Below are 25593 nucleotides of genomic sequence, written 5' to 3' on the forward strand. Positions count from 1 at the left end.
TCAGTACTGGTCACTCCAGCCCTTCTTCGCCCAGCAGGTGCCGCCCCTGCCGGTCTTCGACCTCGATCACCCAGAGGTCGGGGTCAAAGCTGCGTTGGCGCTGGATGGCTTGGTCCACGTCACCTTCAAGACCGGACGAGAGTTCGACCCATTTCCGTTCGCCACTCATCAGATCAAAGCTGCGTTGGAAGGCAACGGCCTGCCCGTCCAGTGTGTTCAGCTTGACCAGAACTGCGCCTGCGGTGTCATCGCCATGGGCGACCACATAGGCCGGGATATCCTGAAATCGCAGCCGCGCCAGATAGGCGTGAACCCAGAATTCCGCCGTCAGCCGCGTCATGCGTTTCCGTCTTTGAAATCCAGCCCCATTTCCGAATACCGCTCGGATTCTTCCAGCCAATTGGGCCGGACCTTCACTTGCAGGAACAGGTGGATCCTGCGGTCGAGGAACTCTTCCAACTCGGCGCGCGCGGCCTGGCTGACGGCTTTGATCGTCTCACCCTTTTTGCCCAGCACGATGCCTTTGTGGCCGTCACGCATGACATAGATGACCTGATCGATCTTGGCAGAGCCGTCTTTGCGCTCTTCCCAGTTTTCGGTCTCGACGGTCAGTTGATAGGGCAATTCCTGATGCAGGCGCAGGGTCAGCTTCTCGCGCGTCATTTCGGCGGCGATCATGCGCAGAGGCAGATCGGCGATCTGGTCTTCGGGATAGAGCCAGGGACCTTCAGGCAATTCAGAGGCCAGCCATTTGCGCAGGTCCTCGACGCCGTGGCCCTTTTCAGCAGAGATCATGAAGGTTTCGGCAAACGGGTAACGTGCGTTCAGGTCACTGGTCAGCGCCAGCAGCTTCTCGGACGGCACCTTGTCGATCTTGTTGATGGCCAACGCGATGGTGCGGCCCTGTCCGATTTCTTCCAGACCTTCGAGGATGCGCTCGACCCCTTCGGTGATACCGCGATGCGCCTCGACCATAAGCACAACGACGTCCGCATCTGCGGCCCCGCCCCATGCGGCGGCGACCATGGCGCGATCCAGGCGGCGGCGGGGTTTGAACAGCCCCGGCGTGTCGACGAAAACCAGCTGCGCGTCGCCCTCCATCGCCACGCCACGGATACGCGCGCGGGTGGTCTGCACCTTATGCGTCACGATCGAAACCTTGGCCCCGACCATGCGGTTCAGCAGGGTGGACTTGCCCGCATTGGGCTCTCCGATCAGGGCAATAAATCCGGCGCGTGTGGTCATGAGTCTGGCGATCCTGTTTGCAGGTGCGCACCCCTATAGCAGAAAGGTCCGGCGGACCAGAGGGATTTGTCGCATTGCAGCCTTGCGTTTGAGGTGTCAGATGGACGCGGACGCCCAGCCAATCCCAGCCCGGCATCAGATCCGTTCAGTGAGGTTCTCATGAAACGTCGCGAGTTTCTTCTTGGAAGCAGCGCCGCCGCCGGTGCTCTGGGTTTGGGAGGGTTGTCTCTGGCGGCCAGCGATCCCGTTCAGGAACTGGTGGTACAACCTGCCAGCTATCGGTTGCGCGGTCAGCGGACCACGGGGATGGTCAGCCTGTCACCGGATGCGCCGCCGCCGGTTCTTTACGGGCGCCAGGGCGAAACATTGCGCCTGACGGTGCGCAATACCCTGCCCGATTATACTGCGATGCATTGGCACGGGCTGCGCATCCGCAACGAAATGGACGGTGTGCCCTATCTGACCCAGATGCCCATCGGCGAGAACGAGAGCTTTACCTATGAACTCACGCCGCCGGATGCGGGCACGTATTGGTATCATCCGCATTGCATGACGATGGACCAGATGGCCCGAGGGCTGACCGGTGTGATGGTGATTGCCGAACCGGAAGACCCGGGATTCGACAGCGAACAGGTGATCAATCTGCGGGATTTCCGGCTGGACGAAGACGACGCGTTTCTGCCGGCCTATACCGCCCGCGGCGCGGCGCGGGCCGGCACGTTCGGCAACGTGCAGACCGCCAATTGGCAGAGCGAGGCAGTATATGACCACGCCGCAGGCAGCCTGGTGCGCATACGGGTGGTCAACACGGACACGACCCGCATCTACAACTTGCATCCCGAAGGGGCCCAGACCCGTATCATCGCATGGGACGGACATCCGGTAGAAACAGACGTGACACGGCCCACAGCAGCCCAGCCGCTCTTGCTGGCCCCGGGTCAACGGGTGGATTTGGCCGTTCGGATGCCGGACGACGAAGGGCAATCAGCCCTGCTGTTGGCAAAGTTTCCCGGACAGAAGCACCGTGCCATGGTCCGGTTGCGGGCCACGGGACACTCCATCGCGCGTGATCTGCGAGAGCTGCGCCCATTGCAGGCAAACCCTGTCCCGCGCCCTGATCTTGATCAGGCCGAGTTGCATGAGTTCGTGTTCGGCTGGACCCCGGAAGGCGGCGCCCCGAATGACGGGTTCTGCGGGTCTTTGGGCTATAGTTTCTGGTCGATCAACCGCACGCCCTGGCCGGGCGATGCGGCGCAGGGAACCGGACCGCTGGCCGTTCTGCAACGGGGCAAGAGCTATGTTCTGCGACTGCGCAATGAATCGCCCAATCTACACCCGATCCACCTGCACGGGCTGGCCTTCGTTCCGCTGACGTCGAACCTGCGCAAACTGCCACCGTTGCTGTCCGATACCATGCTTTTGTTCAAAGACGAGACCGTCGACATCGCGCTGGTCGCGGACAATCCCGGCGACTGGGCGTTTCATTGCCACGTGATCGAACACCAGAAAACCGGGCTGACCGGGTTCATCCGGGTGATTTGACGCTAGTCCAGCGGTGCCATGTTCAACGCCAGAACGTAGTTCGGATAGGCTTGGTCCGCGATATGGAAATCCGTGACGCCAACTTGACGGAAACCTTTGGACAGGTAGAAATCGATGGCCGGAGCGTTTTCGGAATTGGTCGTCAGCCAAATTTCGGTGCGGCCTTTGTTGCGGCAATGGTCGATGGCCACCTGCAACAAAGCTGACCCGATGCCCTTTCCGTGGTGACGCGGCTGCACGTAAAAGGTCACGATCTCAAGATCGGACAGCCCGTCGATCGGGGCAGGACGACCCTCTGCCAACCGAATGTACCCATCTATGCCATCGCGGTTTTCCGAAACAATCAGAAGGTCCTTGCCTTCTTCAAGCAGCGCTTCGAACCGTGCAGCGGTGAACTCGGACAGTGCAAACTCGGCGAAGAAGGCGCTCACGCCATGGCGCAGGTAGGTGCTGATCCAGACTTCGATCGACAGCGCCGCCAGGCTGGCGGCGTCCGATTTCCGGGCTGGTCTGAGCCGCATGTACCTAGGAAGACCCGGCCGGGCTGAGCTGTTCCAGCAAAGCTTTCGCCGCGGCCTGTTCGGCCTGACGTTTGGATCCTGCAGTGGCTTGCGCCTCGGTGCCGTCCTGAAGGCGGGCCGCAATGGTGAAGATCGGGGCGTGGTCTGGGCCACTGCGTTTAACCTCGACGTATGAGGGCGGCTTTTGCCCACGCGCCTGCGCCCATTCCTGCAAAGAGGTCTTGGCGTCACGCGCATCTGCCTCGACCTTGTGGATGCGGTCCCCCCAAAGCGCCAGGATGACATCGCGGGCAGCCTCGAACCCCGCATCCCGATAGATGGCGGCGATCACGGCCTCCATCGCGTCGCCCAGCAGCGCTTGCTTGCGACGGCCACCGGACAGCATCTCGGACCGGCCGAGTTTCAACACCGCGCCCAGATCAATCTGACGGGCTACATCAGCGCAAGCCTCTTTGCGGACCAGTGCATTGAACCGTGGGGCCAACTGACCCTCGGACGCCTTTTTGTCGGCTTCAAGCAGCGCAGTGGCCATGACCAGGCCCAGAACGCGGTCTCCCAGAAACTCCAGCCGCTGATTGTCGGGTCGGGTGGACGAAGACACCGAGCCATGGGTCAGCGCGCGCACCAGCAGTTCGGGGTTTTTGAACTCATACCCCAATCGCCGCTGGAACGCCTTTATTTCAGCCGAGAGCTTCAATTGACCGCCTTGAAGAACCGATCACTGCGCCATGTCCAGAAGAACAGCATCGAACGACCTGCGGACGAGAACATGATCCGGTCGGCACGACCGATCAGGTTTTCGTAAGGCACGTATCCGACACCACCGGCAGATTGCGGCAGACGGCTGTCGCTGGAATTGTCACGGTTGTCACCCATGAAGAAATAATGGCCCTCGGGCACGGTATAGATGCCGGTATTGTCCGATGCCTGGTTGCCAATGTTCAGCACGTCATAGGACACACCGTTGGGCAGGGTTTCGATCAGGCGCGACTTTTCACAGGTACCGCCGATTCCAACAGGGCCGTTTTCACAGCGGGGGCGCAGGCGCTGCGGGCCTTGCGGTTCGGCAATTTCAGTAAACACGCCGTCGGGCTGCTGAGGAACCGGAGTGCCATTGAGGATGATCTGGCCGTTGCGGACCTGGATCCGGTCACCCGGCAACCCAATCAGGCGCTTGATATAATCACGTCCGGTGACGGGATGGCGAAAGACGATGACATCGCCACGTTCGGGATCACCGCCCCAGATACGGGTATTGTCTTCGCCCTGCATCCAGCCACAGATATCTTCGGCATCCACGTTCAGGCCGACGCTGGGGATGATCAGGCTGGGGCAGGATGCGTAGGAATAGCCATAGGCCATCTTGTTGACGAAGAGGAAATCGCCGATCAGCAGCGTCTGCTTCATCGAGCCCGAGGGGATCCAGAACGGTTGAAAGAAGAGGGTGCGGAACACGCCGGCAATCAGCAGCGCGTAGACGATGGTCTTGATCGTCTCCCAGACGGGATTTCCGGTTTTGGCGTCCTCGGCCATTCTGCTCGCTCCAGTTCTTTGCTTGGCTTCGCTGCTACATGCGGGGGGGATGGGGGCAAGTCAAGGCTGCGCGGCCTGATCTTGAACCGGACGCGCCTCGATCACCACAAAAGCCTGCGCCCAGGGGTGATCATCGGTCAGGGTGACGTGGATGATCGCCTCGTGCCCGTCGGGGGTCATTTCCTTGAGGCGCTCGGCGGCCCAGCCGGTCACGTGCATCACCGGTTGGCCGGTGCGCAGATTGGTGACGGCCATGTCCTTCCACGCGATGCCCATGCGCAGACCGGTGCCCAGCGCCTTGGAACACGCCTCTTTCGCGGCCCAGCGCTTGGCATAGGTTCCGGCCGTATCGGCGCGGCGTTCGGCTTTGCGCTGTTCGGTGTCGGTGAAGACACGATTGCGGAAGCGGTCGCCGAACCGGTCGAGCGTGCCCTGGATGCGGTCGATGTTTGCGAGGTCTGTGCCGATGCCGAGGATCATTTTCTCAGTTTCTTTTTTCGCCAAAAAGCGTTTGCTTTGTTTGCATAGCTTGCCCCAACACAGCACGACAAATAGCTGTGGCAACCCCTGCCCAGAAAAGTAAAAAGACGTTTCTCAGGATCAGGTCCCAGAAGTCAATTCTATGCCAATGCCCAAAACCGTAAACCAATACTGAGATTTGAGCAGCCCATAAAACCGACAATGACAGACCAACCATGTAAGTGGCGTTGTACCATAGCGTAGCGTTTGGATTCGCTTGAGTAAGCCGCTTAGACCATAGAAGAGTTTGGACCAACGACGCCAAAATAACTGGGAATACCAAGGCATCGAGCGGAAAGAAAAAAAAACCTTTCAGGCCCAATTTTTCTTCGGCAAAGCCTGAGCCTCCCGACGACACAAGAAAAATCATGAACAACGCCACGTATCCAACCCGGTTAAACAACAAGGTTTTCTGTTCGGGTGTCCAAAGTTTCATCACCCCAACCGCACCGTCAAAATCTTGTAACTCGCCACCCCGAAGAACCCCGCAAAGGCGAAATCGAACCAGCGGCGGGCGCGGCGGTAGGTTCGGACCATGCGCTCGGATGAAAACAGAAACGCATAGCCGATAAAGATCATCAACGATCCGGCATAGAGCATGGCGAAATAACCCAGCAGCGTCGACAGGCTGGCATCATTGGGCGCGACGATGGCATAGATCGAGCCCCAGCTGAGGATCGCCTTGGGGTTCGTCAGGTGGATGGCGGCACCTTTGGCGAAGATCGTCGGCAGCGAACCTGTGACCGGTTTGCCCAAAGCGACCTCATCCGCGGTCATCGCGCGGCGCAGGGCCTTGAGGGCCAGCCAACCCAGATAGGCCACGCCGACATATCGGATCACCTCGAATACCCAGACATTGGCCAGCATGATCGCCGACAAGCCAAGTGCTGCGGCAATGCCCCAGGCGGCGGACCCGGCACAGATGCCCAGCGCAAAGACCAGACCGGCGCGGCGGCCTTCGTTCATGGCGGTTCCGGCAATGCCCATCGTGGCAGGACCCGGAGAGCCGCCAGCCATCAGCCAGGCCAGCCAGATGGCAACAAAGCCGGGCGTGATCACGCGCGCGCCTCGTCCATCAGGCGACGCATTTCCTGAATGGCCGGGGTCAGGCCCAGAAAAATCGCCTCGCCAATCAGGAAATGACCGATATTCAGCTCTTTGACTTCTGGGAAGGCGGCAACCGGTTTTACGGTGTCATAGGTCAGGCCATGGCCCGCATGAACCTCGAGCCCCAGCGAATGGGCGAAGGTGGACATCTGGCGCAGCGACTCAAGCTCGCGTTCGGCATCTTCCATGCGACCTTCAGCATGGGCGTCGCAATAGGCGCCGGTGTGCAGCTCGATCACTTCGGCACCGATGCGGTGGGCGGCTTCGATCTGACGCTGATCGGCGGCAATGAAGATCGACACGCGGCAGCCGGCCTCACGCAGAGGCGCGATGAAATGCGCCAGCTTGTTTTCCTCGCGCGCGACTTCAAGCCCGCCTTCGGTGGTGCGCTCTTCGCGCTTTTCGGGCACGATGCAGACCGCGTGAGGCTTGTGGCGCAGGGCGATCTTCTGCATCTCGGGCGTTGCGGCCATCTCAAAATTCAGCGGCACCGAAAGAACCTCCATCAGCCCGTCGATATCGACGTCCGATATATGGCGCCGATCTTCGCGCAGGTGCGCGGTGATGCCATCCGCCCCCGCTTCTTCCGCCAGTTTGGCAGCGCGCAGCGGATCTGGATAATCCCCACCCCGCGCATTGCGCACGGTGGCCACGTGATCGATGTTCACACCCAGACGCAGATGGTTCTCAGACATCACTCGATTCCTTTTGCATGTTCTTGCCCGAGCCTAGAGGCTCTGCCGAAGAAACGGCAGCCGAATCTTCGGCCAAACGCTTGATTTCCTCGAACTTCGCCTTGATCTTGGCGCGGCGGCGCTGCTGATACGTCAAGATCAGCGGCAGGCTGAGGTAATAGCAGATCACCCCCGCAACGACGCCCGGAATGATCCCACCGATCATGTAGGGATAGAAGACGTCATCGTAGAACTGCGACAGCCCGTGCCAGTCGGCCACGCGATCCGTAAACAACGCCAGAAAATTGTTCTTGAGATCCCCCATGGCGCTGGCGAATTTGCCCATCAGCCCTTGTGTGTCGCCTTCTTCGTATTCGGTGCCCAGCAGGAAATGCCCGGTCTGAAGGCAGATCACCCCGATCGGAACATAAGTGAGCGGGTTGCCGAAAAACGTGCCGCTGAGCGCGGCCAGAATGTTTCCCTTGATCAGCCGGGCACCGATGGCGGCGACAAGAAAATGCAACCCGTAAAACGGCGTAAAGGCGGCAAACACCCCTGCCCCGATGCCGCGCGCGATCCGGTCAGGGGTATCCGGCAAGCGCCGGACGCGGTGTTTCACGTAATGGAAGGCGCGGGTCCATCCGCCACGCGGATAGACGAAATCCGATGCGATCTGGACTGGAGAGCGTCGGTCTCGGCGCTTGAATACCACCCGTGATCACCCCTTCTCAGCCAGCCGCAACCGAAGTTTTGACCTGATCCCGATACCGTTCGACCGCAGCAACATCGCTTTCCGCCTCCAGCATCAGCATGAGTGAATGAAGCTGTTCAAGGTCGCGCAGTTCGACATTGATCAGAAGGCGGTAAAAATCCGGTTTGCGGTCAACAAACTCGAGGTTCGAGATATTGGCCTTTTTCTCGCCGATCAATGTGCAAATACGCCCCAGAACCCCGGCATCGTTGCCAATGGTCAGATCCAGCGTCGCGCCATAGACGGCCGGGTGCGTGCCCGAATGCCAGTGCAGATCGACCCACCGGTCAGGTTCGCCTTCGAACTCGCTGAGCCGATCGCAATCGATGGCATGCACGACCACGCCCTTGCCCCGATAGGTGATACCGACGATACGTTCCCCCGGCAGCGGCTGACAGCAGGGGGCCCGGTCGAACTTCTGCCCCGGCTCCAGGCCAATCACCGCACGGCGCAGCGGGATGGCGTCGCCGTCGTCCTTGGCAAGTTCGGGATAGACGGCCTGAACCACCTCGTGCGCAGTCAGTTCGGCGCTGCCGAGGCGGGCCAGCAGCTCGTGCCGATCTTTCAGGCGCAGGTGTTTTGCCGCGGTATCGAGTGCTTTGTCGGTCGCCTTGCGGCCCACATGCTCGAACCCGGAACGGGCCAGTTCTTTGCCCAGCTTGATGAATCGTTCCCGATCCACCTCGCGCAGGGCGCGGCGAATGGCGGTACGGGCCTTGCCGGTGACTGCAATCTCCAGCCACGTGACCTGTGGCGTCTGACCATCGGCGGTGATGATGTCCACGGACTGGCCATTTTTGAGCCGCGTCCAGAGCGGAACGCGGATACCATCAACCTTGGCCCCGACACAGGCATGACCGATCCGGGTGTGAATGGCATAGGCAAAATCGATCGGCGTCGCGCCACGCGGCAGCTTCACCACGTCGCCCTTGGGGGTGAAACAGAACACCTGGTCCGAATACATCTCGAGCTTGACGGCCTCGAGGAAGTCTTCGTGATCTTCCTCGTTGTCGAACTGCTCGGTCAGATTGGAAATCCATTTGGCCGGGTCGACGGCGAACGGGTTCTCGGTGCGCACACCGTCGCGATAGGACCAATGCGCCGCAACCCCGGTTTCGGCCACGTCGTGCATCTGGCGGGTGCGGATCTGGACCTCGACCCGTTTACCGTCCCGGCCCGACACCGTGGTGTGGATCGAGCGGTAACCGTTCGATTTGGGCTGGCTGATATAGTCCTTGAAGCGCCCCGGCACCGCGCGCCAGCGCTGGTGGATGGCACCCAGAGTTCGATAGCAGTCTTCCTCGGTCTGGGTGATGATGCGGAACCCATAGATGTCTGACAGGCGCGAGAAGCCCTGATCCTTTTCCTGCATCTTGCGCCAGATCGAATAGGGTTTCTTGGCGCGGCCGAACACCTCGGCCTCGATCCCGGCCTTTTCCAACTCGTGCCGCATGTCGCCGGTGATGCGATGGATCACGTCGCCGGTTTCGCGTTGCAGGGTGATAAAGCGACGGATGATCGACTGGCGGCCTTCAGGGTTGAGGACACGGAAAGCCAGGTCTTCAAGTTCTTCACGCATCCACTGCATACCCATCCGGCCCGCAAGCGGTGCGTAGATATCCATCGTCTCGCGGGCCTTGACGATCTGTTTTTCGGGACGCATCGCCTTGATCGTGCGCATGTTGTGCAAACGGTCGGCCAGCTTGACCAGAATCACGCGCAGGTCCTTGGACATGGCCATGAACAGCTTGCGGAAGTTCTCGGCCTGCTTGGTCTCGCGGCTGGACAGTTGCAGATTGGTCAGCTTGGTGACGCCGTCGACCAGTTTGGCGACTTCATCCCCGAAAAGTTCAGCCACCTTGCCATAGTTGGCCTTGGTGTCTTCGATCGTGTCGTGAAGCAGCGCCGTGATGATGGTCGCATCATCCAGACGCTGTTCTGTCAGGATGGCGGCAACGGCAACGGGATGGGTGAAATAGGGCTCGCCGGAATGGCGGAACTGCCCCTCGTGCATCTGCTGGCCAAATTCATAGGCCAGCGCAATGCGGTCAGCATTCGTCTTGGGATTGTAGTTGCGGACCAGCGCAATCAGATCGTCAGCAGAAATCATCCGGTCCGCACCTTCGTCTTCAGGGCTTACCCCTGCCCTTGAGCCTCCATCAGAGCGCGCAGGAGCTTCTCTTCCGACATGTCGTCCATGGCGGGTTTGTCCGTTTCGGCACCCATCAGCAGCGCCATCTGATCTTCTTCGGGCTCGTCAACCTCGATCTGGGTCTGGTTGGCCTCGATCAGGCGCTCGCGCAGTTCGTCCGCGCTTTGGGTTTCGTCGGCGATCTCACGCAGAGACACGACAGGGTTTTTGTCGTTGTCGCGGTCAACGGTAATCGCTGCACCGGCGGAAATCTCACGCGCCCGATGGGCGGCGAGCATCACCAGCTCGAACCGGTTTGGAACCTTGTCTACGCAATCTTCAACCGTCACGCGGGCCATTGGGCGCTCTCCGTTTCTGAATCCATGTCAGGAAGGGGTTTATCTAAGCGCGAATCCGCGCCTTGACAAGCAGGAAATGCTGCATTTGCACGGATCACAACGCCGTGACCGCCGCAACCTCTGCCGCGGGAAGGGTCTGGATCATCTCGCAGACCGTGCGACCCAGAACCGGATGGCGCCAGTCGGGCACGATATCGGCCATCGGCACGAGGACAAAGGCGCGATCCTGAAGGCGCGGATGCGGCAAGATCAACTGATCCGGTGCCTCTTGCCTTTGCGCGTCGGTCGGCAGGGTCAGCCAGCGATCAAACGTGGCGCGATCCGGCAGGACCTGATCTTCGAAACAGACCAGATCCAGATCCAGCGTCCGCATCCCCCAGCGCTGCACCCGTTCGCGCCCGAATTCCTGCTCCACCTCGTGCAGCACCTGCAACAGCTGCGAAGGAGACCTCTCGGTTGCAATCAGCGCCGCGGCATTCACATAGTCCGGGCCGGCCCCGGCGGGAAAGCACGGCGTTGCAAAAAAACGACTGACGGAGCGAATCACCACATCGTGACGCGATAACGCGTCAAGCGCGTTCTGAAGTGTTACAGCGGGACCATTTCCTCTCAAATCGAGATTTGCGCCCAGCGCAACAACGGCATTTGGCATGGATTTGCTCATGTGATACCCTACATTCGACCCATTGCATACTTGCGATAATCGACAGAAGTTCTAACTATAGGCGTACCAGAGCGCGTCATTTTATCACTCACTCACTCACGTAACGCGGCACGCACTGGATTATACCGGAAGGGAACATTTATGTTTTATAAAGACGAACGGCTAGCGCTGTTCATCGACGGCTCGAATCTTTATGCCGCGGCAAAAGCACTCGGTTTCGACATTGACTACAAACTTCTGCGGCAGGAATTCATGCGCCGCGGCAAGCTTCTTCGGGCCTTCTACTATACAGCGCTGCTGGAAAACGACGAGTATTCGCCGATCCGTCCATTGGTTGACTGGCTGCATTACAACGGCTTCACCATGGTCACGAAACCGGCCAAGGAATACACCGACAGCATGGGGCGTCGGAAAGTCAAAGGAAATATGGATATCGAACTTACCGTCGATGCCATGGAACTGGCGCCGCGCGTCGATCATATCGTGCTGTTCTCGGGTGATGGGGATTTCCGCCCGTTGATCGCCAGCCTGCAACGGCAGGGCGTGCGCGTATCGGTGGTGTCGACCATTCGCAGCCAACCGCCGATGATCTCGGATGAACTGCGCCGCCAGGCCGACAATTTCATCGAACTGGAGGATTTGCGCGATGTCATCGGTCGCCCGCCGCGTGAAATGCCGACGGAGCATCGCAGCGTCGCTGTTGCCAGCAACAGCTGACAAGACGATAGGCCTGTCATGATGGGGAAAAATCGCGCGGTCAGGACATCGGTCCTGGCCGCGCTTCTTTAACAAGGTACAGGTGCTTAAACATCACCCGATTAGCAACGATTCGTGTCAGATGAATGACGATGTCCTGTCTGGACCAAGGCCGGGAAAAGACTTACCTGTGCCACAAGGAGACAGCCTGATGAAAAAGCCGCCACTGACACTTTACCTTGCCGCCCCACGCGGGTTCTGCGCCGGTGTGGACCGTGCCATCAAAATCGTTGAGATGGCTTTGCAGAAATGGGGCCCACCGGTCTATGTGCGCCACGAGATCGTGCACAACAAATTCGTGGTCGACGGCCTTCGCGCCAAAGGGGCCGTTTTCGTCGAGGAATTGCAGGAATGCCCCGATGACCGCCCGGTGATCTTTTCCGCCCACGGGGTGCCAAAATCCGTTCCCGCCGAGGCTGCCCAGCGCGAGATGATCTATGTTGACGCCACCTGTCCTCTGGTTTCCAAGGTGCATGTCGAGGCGCAGCGCCACGCGGACGCGGGGTTGCAGATGATCATGATCGGCCACAAAGGCCATCCCGAAACCGTGGGCACCATGGGGCAGCTGCCCGAGGGCGATGTGCTGCTGGTCGAGACCGTGGACGACGTGGCCACGGTGCAGGTGCGTGACCCGGATAAGCTGGCCTTTGTCACCCAAACCACCCTTTCGGTCGATGACACCAAGGATATCATCGCCGCCCTTCAGGCCCGATTCCCGGCCATTGTCGGACCGCACAAGGAAGATATCTGTTATGCCACCACTAACCGGCAGGAAGCGGTGAAAGCCGTGGCCCCCAAGGCGGATGCCTTGCTGGTTGTGGGCGCGCCGAACTCATCGAACTCGCGCCGCCTTGTCGAGGTTGCCTCGCGCGCGGGGTGTCAGTACGCGCAGCTGGTCCAGCGTGCCACCGAGATTGACTGGCGCGCGCTCGAGGGTATCTCGACCGTGGCTGTCACCGCAGGCGCGTCGGCCCCGGAGGTTCTGGTAAACGAGGTGATCGAAGCGTTCAGCGCGCATTATGATGTCACCGTCGAGCCGGTCGAAACCGCCGTTGAAAACGTCGAGTTCAAAGTCCCCCGCGTGTTGAGGCAACCGGCGTGAACGGAGTGCCGAAAGCGCCTCTCTATCTGGGGCTGGCGGGACTGATCCCGTTTGTCTGGGGCGCCCTGACCTATCTGAACAGCGACCTGAATGCCTGGGGCGCGCAAACCTTTGGCCCACGTTTCGTGGGGCCTTATGTGCAACTGTTCTATGGATCGGTCATCCTCAGCTTCATGTCCGGTGTTCTCTGGGGTTTTGCCACCAAGACATCGGGCAGCAAAGCGGCCCTGTGTTATCTGTTGTCGGTTCTGCCCGCGCTTTGGGCCTTTGCCATGACAGGTGGCGGGCCGGTCAATGCGGGCACCAATCTGATATATGGGTTCGTTGGCTTGTTGTTGCTGGATGCCCTGTTTTCCTACTGGCGCCTTACACCGGTCTGGTGGATGCAGTTGCGCATCCTGCTGACCGCAGTCGTATTGGCCAGCCTTGCAGTCGGAGTGTACCTGTGACCGATGAACGTACGATCAAAGCCTATACAAACAAGGTGGCCGAATATCTGAAAATCCCCCTGCCGCCCGAGCAGCTTGAGGCTCGTCAGGCTTTCGCCGATGCGGTCGGTGCAGGAGGCTATGTACTGGATCTGGGGTCCGGGCCGGGGTCGGACAGCGGGTTCCTGATGCGTCAGGGGCTGAAAGTTCGGGCACTGGATGCCACGCCAGCCTTTGTCGAACATGCACGCGTAAACGGTGTGGATGCACATCTGGGTACGTTCGATGACGTCACCGAGACAGCCGAATATAACGGGATTTACGCCAGCTTTTCCCTGCTGCACGCACCCCGCGCAGATTTCCCACGCCATCTGCAATCGATCCACAGGGCCCTGAAACCCGGTGGACAGCTGTTTCTGGGAATGAAGCTGGGTACTGGTGAACACCGGGATGACCTGGATCGTTATTATTCCTATTACACGGAGGCCGAGATCGAGGACGCCTTGAACAAGGCAGGGTTCACGATTGACCGCGCAGTCCATGGCATGGGCAAAGGCCTGGCCGGATCGTATGACGGATATATTCTGGTGTTCGCCCATGCCTGAATTGTTTGCCTATACGGATGGTGCCTGTTCCGGAAACCCCGGCCCCGGAGGCTGGGGTGTGCTGTTGCGCGCGATGGACGGGGACAGCGTTCTGAAAGAGCGCGAGCTGAACGGGGGCGAAGCCGAGACGACCAACAACCGGATGGAGTTGCTGGCCGCCATCAGCGCCCTTGAAGCGCTGGAGCGACCGTCGAAGATAACCGTCGTCACCGACAGCGCCTATGTGAAGAACGGCGTCACCGGCTGGATTTTCGGTTGGAAACGCAACGGATGGAAAACCTCGAACAAGAAACCGGTCAAAAATGTCGATCTTTGGCAGCGTCTGGATGAGGCGCAGGAACGGCATGATGTGACATGGGAATGGGTCAAGGGCCACGCAGGCCACCCCGAGAATGAAAAAGCTGATGAGCTGGCCCGGGCCGGAATGGCGCCGTTCAAACCGAAGAAGGCACAGGCGTGACCGCGCTGACGCTGCTGGACTATGCCTCGGTTCTGATCTTCGCGTTGACAGGGGCACTGGTGGCCAGCCGTGCCCAGCTGGATCTGGTGGGATTTGCCTTCATGGCCTGCCTGACGGCCGTAGGTGGCGGCACTGTACGAGACCTTTTGCTGGACCGTCACCCGATCTTTTGGGTCGGGCAGCCGGATTACATCCTGATCGCAGTCGCGGCATCGGTCCTGGTGTTCTTTACCGCACATCTGGTGGAAAGCCGCTATAACTGGCTGGTCTGGCTGGACAGTTTTGCACTGTCAGTGGCTGTCGCGGCCGGAACCGGCGCGGCGTTGTCGCTGGATCAGTCCGGGGTCATTGTCGTTTTGATGGGTGTGACGACCGGATGCCTGGGCGGGTTGATGCGCGATGTGGTCTGCAACGAAGTGCCGCTGGTGCTGAAACAAGGCGAGCTTTATGTGTCCTGCGCCTTTACAGGTGCCCTAACGGCAGTTCTGGCTGCCAGATTGGGGGCAGAGCCTGCGTTTTCTCTGGCTCTCTGCGCCTTGGTGTGCTGGGCGTTGCGCGCCGGGTCGTTGATGCTTGGCTGGCAATTGCCGGTCTACAAAAGCCGTCCGCCGCGCAACTGAGCCTGACAGTGGACGCCAAAGCGGCATGCTGTTACCCCTTTTGAAAGCACAGCCCGGAGGCCAACGTGACACTTAGACTTGCATCCATCACAGCCTGCCTGGCCCTGCTCGCCTCATGCGGCGCGTATTACACCCCTGTCAGTTTTGTTGCGCAGGGCGACCAGATCATCGCCTCGGGCACGATTGACGAGACAACGCTGTCTGCCTTTGAGGAAGTGACAGCCCAAAACCCCGAAGCCCGCACTCTGGTTCTGCAATACATTGAAGGATCGGTTGATGATGACGCCAATGTCATCTTCGCCCGCGAAGTGCACAGGGCCGGGTTCGATACCGTTGTTCCATCGAACGGGCTGGTGGCCAGCGGTGGCACCGACTTGTTCCTGGCCGGAAACCGCCGCGTGCTGCAACCGGGGGCCTGTGTCGGTGTCCACAGCTGGGCCGGGTCGGGTCTGGTGGCGACCGACTTGCCCGAGGACGATCCAGAACATGACCGATACCTGGACTATTTCAAGGATATCGGCGTGGACGAGGAGTTTTACTGGTACACCCTGTTCGCAGCCCCGGCCGACAGTATGCACTGGATGACCACTGCCGAGGCGAACCGGTTCGATTTGTCCACCAGGGGTGCTCCGGCACTTGGGTCTGCGACGGTGTGCGACGAACGGTAAGTCAGCCGTTCAGCAAGCGCGCGCCGATTTCCTTGACGAATTTCGCGGCCACCATCGCCGTCATGCCATAGGGGTCGCGATGCGGGTTGAGCTCGACGATATCCGCTCCGACCAGCTGACCTTTGAACCGGTGGATCAGGTCGATAACCTCGCGCGTGCTCAGCCCACCGGGTTCATGGTGCGAGACGCCCGGCGCAAAGGCCGGGTCCAGCGCATCCAGATCAAGGGACAGGTAGACCGGGCCATCGAATGAAATCTGCAAGTCGGGGCGCCAGTTGCGCATGTCGATCACCTCGACCCCGAACTTATCGGCCTGTTCGCGCTGATGGGCGTTCATGGTGCGGATGCCGACCTGCACCAGACGCTTGACCGGGCAGGTCTCCATCACTCGGGCAAAGGGGCAGCCATGGCCGAGCGGTCCGATATCCTGCGTGTCGTACAGATCAGGGTGGCTGTCGATATGCAGGATGTTCAGCCCTTCGTACCGATCCGCATGGGCCTTGATCAGCGGATAGGCCACCGAATGGTCGCCGCCCAGAGACAACAGGCGCGCGCCGGTTGCGATCCGTTTCGCCGCTTCGGCCTCGATCCGGTCAATCGGTTCCTGCCCGCGCATTTCGAACACATCCAGATCGCCGGTATCCCTGAATTTGGCGCTTGCACCCAGATCGGTGCCATCCTCGGCCGTCAGGTTGGCGGCACCGGAATGCAGCGCCTCGCGGATGCGTCCGGGGGCGAAGGCCGGCCCTTGCAGGAACGAGGAATGCAGATCCAAAGGAACGCCCATCAGAGCGACATCACCCGGCTTCAAATCATGCGGCATCATCATTCCCCTTTTTCGTTGAAGGCGATCTGGACGGAGGAAAGACGCCGGGTCAAGGGGTTAACGGCGCAGGTAGGTCTGCCAGATCCAAATCACCAGCAACGCACCCAGAACCGCCCCGACAAAACCAGACAGCCACCCCATAACGGTTACAAGAAACCGCAGCAGCATCCCTCCGATCAGGGCGCCTGCGATACCGATCAGCATGGTCGTCGGGATATCCGCCTCGATCCGCATCAGGCGGGTGGCCAGAAACCCTGCCGCTGCACCGATGATGATCAGGGCGACGATTGGCATGTCACTTCCTCCAGTGGGTCGGCACGATGATCAAGGCACCAACAGAGGAAATCACCGCATCCAGCCCCGGAGGACCAAAGCTGATGCCGAACATGATGCGGACGAAATAGAACAGGAACGCCCCGCCCACACAGATGATGATGGATTGCAAATAGCCGTTATGGGTGAAACCGGTCTGTTCGGACAGATACCCGACGATCCCGGCAATCACGACAGTGCCCATCATCACCATGAACATATGGCTTTACTCCGAAGACATCCGGGTGCCGATCGGGATTGGCCAGCCCCGCAGGAACGTTTCCTTATCCTGCGCGCCTTTGCCCGCCCTTTGCAAGCGCAGCAGTTCTATGGCGCCCTGCCCGCAAGCCACATACAGATCGTCATTCAGAACTTCGCCCGGCGCGCCCTGCCCTTCGGCCAGACGCGAAGCGAGGAGTTTTACCCGGTTGCCGTCGATCTCGGTCCAGGCCCCGGGAAAGGGCGACAGGCCGCGGACCTGCCGATCGACCTCGACCGCGGGGCGCGACCAGTCCACGCGGGCCTCGGACTTGTCGATCTTGGCGGCATAGGTGACACCAATCTCGGGCTGCGGATCAGGGGTCAGGCCGGGCAGCTTTGCCAACGCCTCAACGATCAAGGCCGCGCCCATCGCCGAGAGCCGGTCATGCAGTTCCGCGGTGGTTTCCTCGGGCCCGATATCGGTGGCCTGCCGCAACAGAACGGGGCCGGTATCAAGGCCCGCCTCCATTTGCATGATACAGACGCCGGTTTGCGCATCACCCGCCATGATCGCGCGGTGGATCGGAGCTGCCCCGCGCCAGCGCGGCAAGAGGCTGGCATGAATGTTCAGGCAGCCATGAGCCGGCGCATCGAGGATGGGCTGGGGCAGGATCAGCCCATAAGCCACAACCACCGCCACATCCGCGTTCAGTGCCGCAAAACTGTCCTGTTCCTCGGCCGGTTTCAGCGAGGTTGGGTGACGCACGTCCAGACCCAGCGCCTGGGCACGCGCGTGGACCGGTGTCGGGCGATCCTTCTTACCCCGCCCCGCCGGGCGCGGGGGCTGGCAATAGACGGCGGCGATCTCATGCCCGGCCTCGACCAGCGCATCCAGAACCGGCATCGAGAAGTCCGGGGTTCCCATGAAAACAACGCGCATCTTTAACCCTGTTTCTTGGCTTTGCGCAGCAGCATGTCGCGTTTGACCTTGCTGAGCCGGTCAAAATACATCCGGCCATTCAGATGGTCGATCTGGTGCTGGACACTGGTGGCCTCGATGCCGACAAAATCGCGACGGTCCACCACGCCCTGCTCGTTCAGGAATTTGACAGTCACCGCGCGTGGGCGTTTTACCTTGGCCGACACGCCCGGCAGGTTCGGACTGGCCTCTTCATGTTCACGCAGTTCGATCGAGCTGTGCAGGATTTCCGGGTTCGCCAGACGCACGGCCTTGCCCCGCTCGGCCGACCCATCGACCACGGCCAGACGCAACATCACTCCGATCTGCGGCGCGGCCAGACCGACACCGGGCATGGCCTCCATCGTATCGATCATGTCCTGCCAAATCCGGCGAATGTCATCGGTGATTTCAGTCACCTCATCCGCCTTTGTGCGCAAGCGTTTGTCGGGCCAGGGCAGACAGGTGCGGACGGTCATGCGCGCGCCCGTTCACGTTTGAGCTTTTGCATCTTGCGGGTAATCATCTGCCGTTTCAGCGGTTTTAGGTAATCAATGAACAGCTTGCCGTTCAGATGGTCGATTTCATGCTGCACGCAAGTGGCCCAAAGCCCGTCGAACGTCTCCTGTCGCAGGTTTCCCTTCTCGTCCATCCAGGTGACATCGACCACCTTGGGGCGGGTCACTTCGGCATATTGATCCGGGATCGACAGGCATCCTTCCTCGTATACATTGGTTTCCTCGGAAGAGGCGATGACCTGAGGGTTGAACATGATCAGCGGGCGCGGTGTTTCGCCTTCTTCCTTGATGCAATCCAGCACGATCAACCGTTCCAGCACACCGATCTGCGGCGCGGCGAGGCCAATCCCGGGCGCGTCATACATGGTTTCCAGCATGTCGTCAGCCAGCGTGCGCAGCTCGTCCGTCAGGTCGGATACGGGCGCGCAGACCTTTTTCAGGCGGGGATCGGGATGGATCAGGATAGTGCGTTTCATGAGGCTGATTTAGGCCATCCCGCCCCGCGCCGCAACGCCCCCCTTGCACCCGCCCGATTTGCGGTTAGCTTTCGGTCGAGAAAATGGAGCAGACATGACTTTCAACGACCTGATCGACCGCCGGGGCACCAACAGTTCAAAATGGGACAAGATGGAGATGCTGTATGGCGTCTCGCCCGAGGACGGTCTGGCCATGTGGACGGCCGATTCCGATTACCAGACGGCACCCTGCGTGATCGAGGCCGTGCGCAAGGCCGCAGATCACGGCGTGTTCGGCTATTCATGGATGCACCCGGACTATCTGGCCTCGGTTCAATGGTGGATGAAAACCCGCCATGATTGGGAAATCGACACGGATTGGATTCTGACGACCCAGGGCTTGGGCAATGCAATCGCCCTGTCGCTGGATGTCTGGACCGATCCCGGTGATGGCATCGTGATCTTCACCCCCGTTTACCATGAGTTTGCCCACAAGGTGAACAAATCGGGCCGCCGGGTCGTGGAATGCCCTTTGGTGCGGGACGGGGAAAGTTACGGCCTGGATCTGGACGACGCCCAGTCCCGGTTGGACGGGTCCGAGAAGATGCTACTGTGGTGTTCGCCGCAAAACCCGTCGGGTCGTGTCTGGACGCCCGACGAGTTGCAGGCCGTGGCTGCGTTTGCCGAACGGAACGGTTTAATACTGGTATCGGACGAGATTCACCACGATCTGGTCTATCCCGGCGCCAAATTTGTGCCGATGGACGTGGCAGCCCCGGATGCACGTCCGTGGACCGTGACGCTGACTGCGGCGTCGAAGACCTTCAACATCGCCGGGCAGCGGACCGGCAACATGATCATTCCCGATCCCAAACTTCGCGCGGCCATGAAGCAACGGCTGCAAACATTGGACTACGATCCCGGCGCGTTGGGCGTGGCGATGATCACCGCCGCGTACAGCCCCGAAGGGGCCGAATGGGTAGATGCCCAGATCGCGCATCTGGAGGGAAACAGGCGTCTGTTCGATCAGACAATCACCGAGATTCCGGGGCTCTGGTCGATGCCCTTGCAGGCGACCTATCTGGCCTGGGTCGATTTCTCGGGCACCGGCATGGATCACGCTGAATTTGTCCGCCGGTTGCGCGAGGACGCGCGGATCGCGACATCGTCAGGTCCGGGTTTCGGCACTGGAGGAGAAACGTTTGAACGGTTCAACCTCGCCACGCAACGGGCGCGGGTCGAGGATGCTTGCCTGCGGCTGAAACGTGCTTTCGGGGATCTGCAATAAGTACGTGCCGGCCGGGGCTTGCAAACCTTGCCCTGTTTTCACAGGTGCCGGTTGCCTTGGTTGAGGCCGCTTTGGGCCGCGCGTGCCTGCCATTAGGCTGGCACCGCTGGCCTTTGGCATCGACCAAACCCTGGGCCAAATGGGAATACCAGTTGAAATTCGCCCCTAGTCGTCATGCCCCAGCAGGGCGATCGGCGCATCGGGCGCGCGGTAAAAGTCAAGCGGCGCGCTGTCATGGGCGGCCGTGCTGCGTTTGAATTCATACCGCATCTCACCGCCTTCATCCTCATCCGCGACGATGAGGCATTGATAGAGGTGGTTGGCCCCGTCAAAGATATCAACAAGCCCGCGCAAGCGCGGCGTGGTTTCCGCTTCAACCGTAAAACCGTCTTTCCACAATTTGAGTATTTTGTAGGTATTGTCGCCCATCTCCACCCGTAAACGGCTGGCTTTTTTCAATGTGGCGATTCGGGCCGCGTCCAACTCGGCGCGTATTTCCTTTGAAACATAGGTACTCATTAATCCGTTCCCCCGTGAATGACTTCTATTGTGCGGGATAAGTTGTAAAAATCCAGTGAACCACGTCACAGAAACACGATCCGGCCGAGGTTTGTTGCACAGAAATCCCGAACTCGACTGTGCGCGGATGCAGAGCATTTGCGCGGGCGCTCGCATAGGAAGATGCAAGCCCTGGCCCTATGTTTTCGAAACGCACATGCGGAGGAAAAGACATGGGCCTGCTGGTCGACGGAAAATGGCAAGATACCTGGTATGATACCAAATCCACGGGTGGTGCATTCAAGCGCAGCGCCGCGCAGTTTCGCAATTGGTTGACCGCTGACGGCAAGGCGGGGCCATCAGGCAAAGGCGGGTTCAAAGCAGAACCCGGGCGCTATCACCTGTACGTCAGCTATGCCTGCCCCTGGGCCCATCGCACGCTGATTTTTCGCGAGTTGAAAGGGCTGAGCGATCTGATCTCGGTGTCGGTCGTGCATCCGGACATGCTGGATCAGGGTTGGACCTTTGAAACAGACGCTCACGGCGCGACAGGAGACGACCTTTATGGGCTGGGCTTTGCGCACCAGATCTATACCAAAGCCGATCCAGCCTATTCGGGTCGCGTGACCGTGCCGATCCTGTGGGACAAGCGGCAGGAAACCATCGTGTCGAACGAAAGCTCGGAAATCATCCGCATGTTCAATTCGGCCTTCAACGGGATCACCGGCAATACCGATGATTACTGGCCCGAAGCGATGCGCGATGAAATCGAAGAGGTCAACGCGCGCATCTATTCAGACGTCAACAACGGCGTCTACAAGTCCGGCTTTGCCACCTCGCAAGCGGCCTATGACGCCGCCGTGGGCCCGTTGTTCGACACGCTGGACTGGCTGGAAGATCGTCTGGCCCGGAACCGTTACCTGATGGGGGATCGGATCACCGAGGCTGACTGGCGGCTGTTTACGACGCTGATCCGCTTTGATCCGGTCTATCATCTGCACTTCAAATGCAACAAGCGGCGCCTGATCGATTACCCGAACCTATGGGCCTATACGCGTGAACTGTACCAATGGCCCGGGGTGGCACCCACGGTGAACATGAACCATATCGTGCGCCACTATCACTACAGCCATGACAGCATCAATCCGCACCGGATCATTCCGGTGAACCCGGTGCTGGATTACACAGAACCGCACCGCCGCGATCAGCGCCCTGCGGCGTAATGCTCGACCATCGCCGCCAGATCCTCTGGCGGTGTTTCGCTTTGCACATAAGCACAGGCGTTCGGGCTGTGGGCAAATATCGATCCATCCGAGAAGAAAGTGGTGTTAGTGACAAAGATCACCCGCGCCTGGGGGCGGCGATAGCTTGCAAAATCGGCCACGGCCAATGCACTTCCGGTTTCCAGGACCAGATCCAGCACGATGATTTCGAAATCCGTGCCGTACAGCGCCAGAATGGCGGCTTCCTGCGTCTCGACCAGCGTGACCTCGGCGCCCTGCCGTTCCAGATGCCTTTTCCAGACCCGACCAAGGTCGGGATTACTCTCAACAATCAGAACTTTCATTTGCAACAACCTCGGCACTTGGTATGGTGAGTGGTGCCGACCCCCGTGGTCCGTGATCTCGTTATTTCCTTAACAAAGTGTTAACAGCAGCCCCACAGGCCCGTGAACAGGCGGATTTGCTTGTGTAAGAGGCGAAAATCCGCTTGAAGCGGTCCAAAAGCGGTAATTTCTCGCAGAGAGAGCAGATGAACACTTTGGACGAAGATCTGGATCCACGCGCGGTTCGTGACCATGGCGGCGGGTTGGACAAGGCGATTGTCAAATATGGCGGGCAACGCACCGACTGGATCGATCTGTCCACCGGCATCAATCCTCATGCCTATCCCGTGTCCGGCCTGACGGCCGGGGATTGGGCCGAATTGCCGGATCACGGGGCGTTTGAACGGCTCAGCGATGCCGCGCGCCGGTTCTGGAACGTGCCGCAGCGTGCCGCGATCCTGCCCGCGCCCGGAGCGTCGGCGATCATCGCGCGTCTGCCGGCTCTGGCCGCGACGGGTACGGTACAGATCACGCCACCCACCTATAACGAACACGCCGCCGCCTTTTCGGCGCAGGGGTGGAAGATACGGCAAGACGCGCCCAGCGACGCCCGCGTGATCGTACATCCGAACAACCCGGACGGGCGTATCTGGCAGGAAAGCGACGTATCGGCACCACTTACCGTGATTGACGAAAGCTTTTGCGACGTCATGCCGGACAAGTCCTTGATCCATCTTGCAGACCGCCCCGGCGTGATCGTGCTGAAGAGTTTTGGCAAATTCTGGGGGCTGGCCGGGGTAAGGCTGGGGTTTGCCATCGGACGGCCGGATATGATTAGCCGGTTGAACGATCTGACCGGCCCTTGGTCGGTATCAGGTCCGGCCTTGCGGGTCGGCACACAGGCTTTGATGGACAACCGTTGGGCGGACGCCACGCGTGCGCGTTTGGCTGACGAGGCCTCAAGGCTGGATGCGCTGGTCACAAGAAAGGGGGCCAAGGTGATCGGCGGCACCAGCCTGTTCCGACTTTATCAGGTCGACAACGCCGCCCATTGGCAAGGTCGTCTGGCACGGTCCCATATCTGGAGCCGCATCTTCCCCTATTCTGAAACCTATCTGCGCCTTGGGCTCCCGCCCGAGGATGGATGGAACAGGTTGGAGGCGGCCCTGTGAGCCCTGGCCTGATGCTGGTCTGTGCCATGTGTCTGGACGCAGCACTGGGGGAACCCGACTGGCTCTGGTCGCGCGTCAGGCATCCGGCGGTGATGATCGGCAACCTGATCGGCTGGCTGGATACACGCCTGAACCACGGGGCCCAGCGCCGTTCAAAAGGGGTGGGTGTGCTTGTCCTGCTGGTTTGCGGCGCTGGGGCGCTTGGCTGGGGTTTGTCCCTGTTGGGGCCGGTGGCTGAAATCCTGGTCTGCGCGATCCTGTTGGCGCAAAAATCGTTGGTCACCCATGTGCGCGCCGTGGGCGAAGGGCTGATGGCCTCGCTGTCAGAGGGGCGGGCACGGGTGGCCATGATCGTCTCACGCGATACACGGGACATGACCGAGGCACAGGTGGCACGCTCGGCCATCGAAAGCGCCGCTGAGAACCTCAGCGACGGCGTCATCGCGCCTGCTTTCTGGTTTCTGATTGCCGGGTTGCCGGGGCTGCTGGTCTATAAGGCGGTGAACACGGCCGACAGCATGATCGGATATCGCAACGAAACGTACCGCGCGTTTGGCTGGGCTTCGGCACGGTTCGACGACCTGCTGAACCTGATCCCAGCCCGCCTGACCTGCGTGATGATCGTGGCGCTGTCGGGCCAGTGGTCGCGCTGGCGCGAAATCTTGGCAGATGCGCACCGTCACATCTCGCCCAATGCGGGCTGGCCCGAGGCCGCCATGGCCCGCGCGCTGAACGTCGCCCTAGCCGGGCCGCGCAGCTATGACGGCAAGGTGCGGGATCTGGCATGGGTCAATGGCAACGCTCAGCGCGAGATCGGAGCTTTGGACATTTTCCGCGCATGTCGCATGTTGTGGCGTGTTTGGGGGCTTGCGCTTGGGCTCGTGTCGGTGTCGGTTGGGATCGACCTGATTTACTGACGGACATTTGTCATGCGTTTTCTTTCCGGCCTGATCGCCGCCACCTTGTTTGCCCAACCTGCCCTGGCCCAATGTGGTGGTGGCTTCAATTCCTTTGTCAAAGGGCTAAAGGCCGAGGCCGTGCAGCAAGGCTTTGACAAATCCACCGTGAACGCATTTTTCAAAGGCGTGCAGCAGGACAGCGCCGTGCTGAAGGCCGATCGGGCGCAGGGGGTGTTTCAGAAACCCTTTATCGAGTTTTCCCGGCGGCTGATCTCGGCCAATCGGATCGAACGCGGGCAGGCGATGTCGCGCAAATATGACGCGGTGTTTGACCGGATCGAAAAGCAATACGGCATCTCACGCGGGGTGTTGCTGGCCTTCTGGGCGTTCGAGACCGACTACGGATCCTTTCAGGGCGACTTCAACACCCGCAATGCACTGGTGACTTTGGCCCATGACTGCCGTCGCCCCGACCTGTTCCGCCCTCAAATCTTCGCGGCCATCGAACTTTATCAGAATGGTGATTTCGACCCGGCCCGCACAACGGGCGCGTGGGCCGGGGAAATCGGTATGGTCCAGATGCTGCCGCGGGACATTCTGGAAAACGGTGTCGATGGTGACGGCGACGGGCATGTCCGCCTGAAAACCTCGGCCCCCGATGCGCTGATGTCCGGGGCCAAGATGCTGTCGCATCTGGGCTGGCGCGCAGGCGAACCGTGGCTGCAAGAGGTCGCGGTGCCCGCGCAGATGGACTGGTCTCTGTCCGGCCCCGGCAAGCCCCGGTCGGTGGCCGATTGGCAGGCCATGGGCGTTCAGGCACGCAGCGGGTCGCTGGCAAACCTGCCTGCCTCGCTGATCCTGCCCCAGGGGCACAAGGGCCCGGCCTTTCTGGCCTATCCGAATTTCGACGTCTATTTCGAATGGAACCAGAGCTTTGTCTATGTATTGACTGCCGCCTATTTCGGGACACGTCTGGAAGGGGCACAAATTTATGATGCTGGCAACCCCACGCCGGGCCTGAGCGGCGCGCAGATGAAGCAATTGCAAACCAAGCTGCAAGCCAAAGGATATGATGTGGGCAAGATCGACGGGATTCTGGGTGCCGGTACCCGCGCCGCAGTGCGGGCCGAACAGGTGAGATTGGGATTGCCTGCGGATGCATGGCCGACGGTGGAGTTGCTAGGACAATTATAGTGTCTTACTAAGTCTTGCATTTAGCAGAAGTCTTCAACTTG

34 protein-coding genes are annotated in these 25593 nt (G+C 60.1%); 13 read left to right on the forward strand and 21 right to left on the reverse strand.

Annotation, left to right across the window (positions count from 1 at the left end; all coding sequences use genetic code 11):
* Window positions 1-10 precede the first annotated feature (10 nt).
* Window positions 11-340 carry a DUF1491 family protein gene (locus GOW09_RS19760; RefSeq protein ID WP_152457087.1) on the reverse strand — a complete coding sequence of 110 codons (330 nt, stop codon included), beginning with the start codon at window positions 338-340 and terminating at the stop codon, window positions 11-13.
* A complete protein-coding gene (gene era / locus GOW09_RS19765) occupies window positions 337-1245 on the reverse strand; it encodes a GTPase Era (RefSeq protein WP_171120252.1) in 909 nt (302 codons plus the stop codon). Before era ends, GOW09_RS19760 begins: the two co-directional genes overlap by 4 nt.
* Before the next feature lie 159 nt (window positions 1246-1404).
* On the opposite strand from era, the gene GOW09_RS19770 reads away from it, so the two are divergent.
* A complete protein-coding gene (locus tag GOW09_RS19770; RefSeq protein ID WP_171120254.1) occupies window positions 1405-2787 on the forward strand; it encodes a multicopper oxidase family protein in 1383 nt (460 codons plus the stop codon).
* A gap of 2 nt (window positions 2788-2789) precedes the next feature.
* Here GOW09_RS19770 and GOW09_RS19775 read toward each other — a convergent pair whose 3' ends face one another.
* The 11 genes from GOW09_RS19775 to folK all read right to left on the reverse strand — a co-directional run bounded on the left by GOW09_RS19775 (window position 2790) and on the right by folK (window position 11046).
* Window positions 2790-3308 (reverse strand): GNAT family N-acetyltransferase, encoded by a 519-nt coding sequence (locus GOW09_RS19775; RefSeq protein WP_171120256.1) that lies wholly within the window; start codon window positions 3306-3308, stop codon window positions 2790-2792.
* A 4-nt stretch (window positions 3309-3312) separates the two neighbouring features.
* A complete protein-coding gene (gene rnc, locus GOW09_RS19780; protein WP_152457083.1) occupies window positions 3313-4005 on the reverse strand; it encodes a ribonuclease III in 693 nt (230 codons plus the stop codon).
* The gene (lepB, locus tag GOW09_RS19785) at window positions 4002-4841 is read right to left on the reverse strand and encodes a signal peptidase I (RefSeq protein ID WP_152457082.1); all 840 of its coding nucleotides are present in this window, start codon (window positions 4839-4841) and stop codon (window positions 4002-4004) included. Before lepB ends, rnc begins: the two co-directional genes overlap by 4 nt.
* Window positions 4842-4901: 60 nt before the next feature.
* Entirely contained in the window at window positions 4902-5321 is a 420-nt protein-coding gene (acpS, locus tag GOW09_RS19790) for a holo-ACP synthase (protein ID WP_171120258.1), read from the reverse strand.
* A gap of 4 nt (window positions 5322-5325) precedes the next feature.
* Window positions 5326-5796 (reverse strand): hypothetical protein, encoded by a 471-nt coding sequence (locus GOW09_RS19795; protein WP_171120259.1) that lies wholly within the window; start codon window positions 5794-5796, stop codon window positions 5326-5328.
* Window positions 5796-6419, reverse strand: a complete 624-nt coding sequence (locus GOW09_RS19800) for a LysE family translocator (RefSeq protein WP_171120261.1) — start codon at window positions 6417-6419, stop codon at window positions 5796-5798. Before GOW09_RS19800 ends, GOW09_RS19795 begins: the two co-directional genes overlap by 1 nt.
* Entirely contained in the window at window positions 6416-7162 is a 747-nt protein-coding gene (locus GOW09_RS19805) for a pyridoxine 5'-phosphate synthase (protein WP_171120263.1), read from the reverse strand. The genes GOW09_RS19800 and GOW09_RS19805 overlap by 4 nt, the downstream gene beginning before the upstream one ends.
* Window positions 7155-7853, reverse strand: a complete 699-nt coding sequence (locus tag GOW09_RS19810) for a DUF2062 domain-containing protein (RefSeq protein WP_171120266.1) — start codon at window positions 7851-7853, stop codon at window positions 7155-7157. Before GOW09_RS19810 ends, GOW09_RS19805 begins: the two co-directional genes overlap by 8 nt.
* Before the next feature lie 16 nt (window positions 7854-7869).
* A complete protein-coding gene (locus GOW09_RS19815; RefSeq protein WP_117869872.1) occupies window positions 7870-10002 on the reverse strand; it encodes a bifunctional (p)ppGpp synthetase/guanosine-3',5'-bis(diphosphate) 3'-pyrophosphohydrolase in 2133 nt (710 codons plus the stop codon).
* 26 nt (window positions 10003-10028) lie between these two features.
* The gene (rpoZ, locus tag GOW09_RS19820; protein WP_117869873.1) at window positions 10029-10382 is read right to left on the reverse strand and encodes a DNA-directed RNA polymerase subunit omega; all 354 of its coding nucleotides are present in this window, start codon (window positions 10380-10382) and stop codon (window positions 10029-10031) included.
* A gap of 94 nt (window positions 10383-10476) precedes the next feature.
* Entirely contained in the window at window positions 10477-11046 is a 570-nt protein-coding gene (gene folK, locus GOW09_RS19825) for a 2-amino-4-hydroxy-6-hydroxymethyldihydropteridine diphosphokinase (protein WP_171120268.1), read from the reverse strand.
* A 141-nt stretch (window positions 11047-11187) separates the two neighbouring features.
* On the opposite strand from folK, the gene GOW09_RS19830 reads away from it, so the two are divergent.
* The 7 genes from GOW09_RS19830 (at window position 11188) to GOW09_RS19860 (ending at window position 15685) form a co-directional block, all read left to right on the forward strand.
* Window positions 11188-11763 carry an NYN domain-containing protein gene (locus tag GOW09_RS19830; protein WP_117869875.1) on the forward strand — a complete coding sequence of 192 codons (576 nt, stop codon included), beginning with the start codon at window positions 11188-11190 and terminating at the stop codon, window positions 11761-11763.
* Window positions 11764-11953: 190 nt separating this feature from the next.
* Window positions 11954-12904, forward strand: coding sequence for a 4-hydroxy-3-methylbut-2-enyl diphosphate reductase (gene ispH / locus GOW09_RS19835; RefSeq protein ID WP_171120271.1), 951 nt, complete (start codon window positions 11954-11956; stop codon window positions 12902-12904).
* Window positions 12901-13353: a DUF3429 domain-containing protein gene (locus tag GOW09_RS19840; protein ID WP_171120273.1), complete on the forward strand. Its 453-nt coding sequence runs from the start codon at window positions 12901-12903 to the stop codon at window positions 13351-13353. The genes ispH and GOW09_RS19840 overlap by 4 nt, the downstream gene beginning before the upstream one ends.
* Entirely contained in the window at window positions 13350-13937 is a 588-nt protein-coding gene (locus GOW09_RS19845; protein WP_171120275.1) for a class I SAM-dependent methyltransferase, read from the forward strand. Before GOW09_RS19840 ends, GOW09_RS19845 begins: the two co-directional genes overlap by 4 nt.
* Window positions 13930-14397 (forward strand): ribonuclease HI, encoded by a 468-nt coding sequence (gene rnhA, locus GOW09_RS19850; RefSeq protein WP_152457071.1) that lies wholly within the window; start codon window positions 13930-13932, stop codon window positions 14395-14397. The genes GOW09_RS19845 and rnhA overlap by 8 nt, the downstream gene beginning before the upstream one ends.
* Window positions 14394-15017: a trimeric intracellular cation channel family protein gene (locus tag GOW09_RS19855; protein ID WP_171120277.1), complete on the forward strand. Its 624-nt coding sequence runs from the start codon at window positions 14394-14396 to the stop codon at window positions 15015-15017. The genes rnhA and GOW09_RS19855 overlap by 4 nt, the downstream gene beginning before the upstream one ends.
* Before the next feature lie 65 nt (window positions 15018-15082).
* Complete coding sequence (locus GOW09_RS19860) at window positions 15083-15685, forward strand: alpha/beta hydrolase (RefSeq protein ID WP_152457069.1); 603 nt, start codon at window positions 15083-15085, stop codon at window positions 15683-15685.
* A gap of 1 nt (window position 15686) precedes the next feature.
* On the opposite strand, the gene speB is transcribed toward GOW09_RS19860, so the two are convergent.
* The 6 genes from speB to def (GOW09_RS19890) are packed head-to-tail and all read right to left on the reverse strand — an operon-like array spanning window position 15687 to window position 18976.
* Window positions 15687-16508 (reverse strand): agmatinase, encoded by an 822-nt coding sequence (speB, locus tag GOW09_RS19865; RefSeq protein ID WP_152457068.1) that lies wholly within the window; start codon window positions 16506-16508, stop codon window positions 15687-15689.
* A 60-nt stretch (window positions 16509-16568) separates the two neighbouring features.
* Complete coding sequence (locus GOW09_RS19870; RefSeq protein WP_171120279.1) at window positions 16569-16805, reverse strand: GlsB/YeaQ/YmgE family stress response membrane protein; 237 nt, start codon at window positions 16803-16805, stop codon at window positions 16569-16571.
* Window position 16806: 1 nt separating this feature from the next.
* On the reverse strand, window positions 16807-17043 hold the full coding sequence (locus tag GOW09_RS19875) for a hypothetical protein (protein ID WP_170344822.1): 237 nt from the start codon (window positions 17041-17043) through the stop codon (window positions 16807-16809).
* Window positions 17044-17049: 6 nt separating this feature from the next.
* Window positions 17050-17964, reverse strand: coding sequence for a methionyl-tRNA formyltransferase (gene fmt, locus GOW09_RS19880; protein ID WP_171120281.1), 915 nt, complete (start codon window positions 17962-17964; stop codon window positions 17050-17052).
* A gap of 2 nt (window positions 17965-17966) precedes the next feature.
* Window positions 17967-18461, reverse strand: a complete 495-nt coding sequence (gene def, locus GOW09_RS19885) for a peptide deformylase (RefSeq protein ID WP_171120283.1) — start codon at window positions 18459-18461, stop codon at window positions 17967-17969.
* Complete coding sequence (gene def, locus GOW09_RS19890; protein WP_171120285.1) at window positions 18458-18976, reverse strand: peptide deformylase; 519 nt, start codon at window positions 18974-18976, stop codon at window positions 18458-18460. Before def (GOW09_RS19890) ends, def (GOW09_RS19885) begins: the two co-directional genes overlap by 4 nt.
* Window positions 18977-19070: 94 nt before the next feature.
* Between def (GOW09_RS19890) and GOW09_RS19895 the strand changes: the two genes are divergently transcribed.
* Window positions 19071-20243: a MalY/PatB family protein gene (locus tag GOW09_RS19895; RefSeq protein WP_171120287.1), complete on the forward strand. Its 1173-nt coding sequence runs from the start codon at window positions 19071-19073 to the stop codon at window positions 20241-20243.
* A gap of 165 nt (window positions 20244-20408) precedes the next feature.
* Here GOW09_RS19895 and GOW09_RS19900 read toward each other — a convergent pair whose 3' ends face one another.
* A complete protein-coding gene (locus tag GOW09_RS19900) occupies window positions 20409-20762 on the reverse strand; it encodes a hypothetical protein (RefSeq protein ID WP_170344817.1) in 354 nt (117 codons plus the stop codon).
* A 212-nt stretch (window positions 20763-20974) separates the two neighbouring features.
* Here GOW09_RS19900 and GOW09_RS19905 point away from each other — a divergent pair, with 212 nt between their 5' ends.
* Window positions 20975-21964, forward strand: a complete 990-nt coding sequence (locus GOW09_RS19905) for a glutathione S-transferase family protein (RefSeq protein ID WP_171120289.1) — start codon at window positions 20975-20977, stop codon at window positions 21962-21964.
* On the opposite strand, the gene GOW09_RS19910 is transcribed toward GOW09_RS19905, so the two are convergent.
* Window positions 21946-22308: a response regulator transcription factor gene (locus tag GOW09_RS19910; protein ID WP_117869888.1), complete on the reverse strand. Its 363-nt coding sequence runs from the start codon at window positions 22306-22308 to the stop codon at window positions 21946-21948. The genes GOW09_RS19905 and GOW09_RS19910 overlap by 19 nt on opposite strands.
* 185 nt (window positions 22309-22493) lie before the next feature.
* Between GOW09_RS19910 and cobD the strand changes: the two genes are divergently transcribed.
* Genes cobD through GOW09_RS19925 form a run of 3 tightly spaced genes read left to right on the forward strand, consistent with a single transcriptional unit; the run spans window position 22494 to window position 25552 of the window.
* Window positions 22494-23459 carry a threonine-phosphate decarboxylase CobD gene (cobD, locus tag GOW09_RS19915; RefSeq protein ID WP_171120291.1) on the forward strand — a complete coding sequence of 322 codons (966 nt, stop codon included), beginning with the start codon at window positions 22494-22496 and terminating at the stop codon, window positions 23457-23459.
* The gene (cbiB, locus tag GOW09_RS19920) at window positions 23456-24376 is read left to right on the forward strand and encodes an adenosylcobinamide-phosphate synthase CbiB (RefSeq protein WP_171120292.1); all 921 of its coding nucleotides are present in this window, start codon (window positions 23456-23458) and stop codon (window positions 24374-24376) included. The genes cobD and cbiB overlap by 4 nt, the downstream gene beginning before the upstream one ends.
* Window positions 24377-24388: 12 nt before the next feature.
* A complete protein-coding gene (locus GOW09_RS19925; RefSeq protein ID WP_171120293.1) occupies window positions 24389-25552 on the forward strand; it encodes a lytic murein transglycosylase in 1164 nt (387 codons plus the stop codon).
* Window positions 25553-25593: the final 41 nt, after the last annotated feature.

This window comes from Ruegeria sp. HKCCA5463, from assembly GCF_013034175.1.
Classification (GTDB): Bacteria; Pseudomonadota; Alphaproteobacteria; order Rhodobacterales; family Rhodobacteraceae; genus Ruegeria.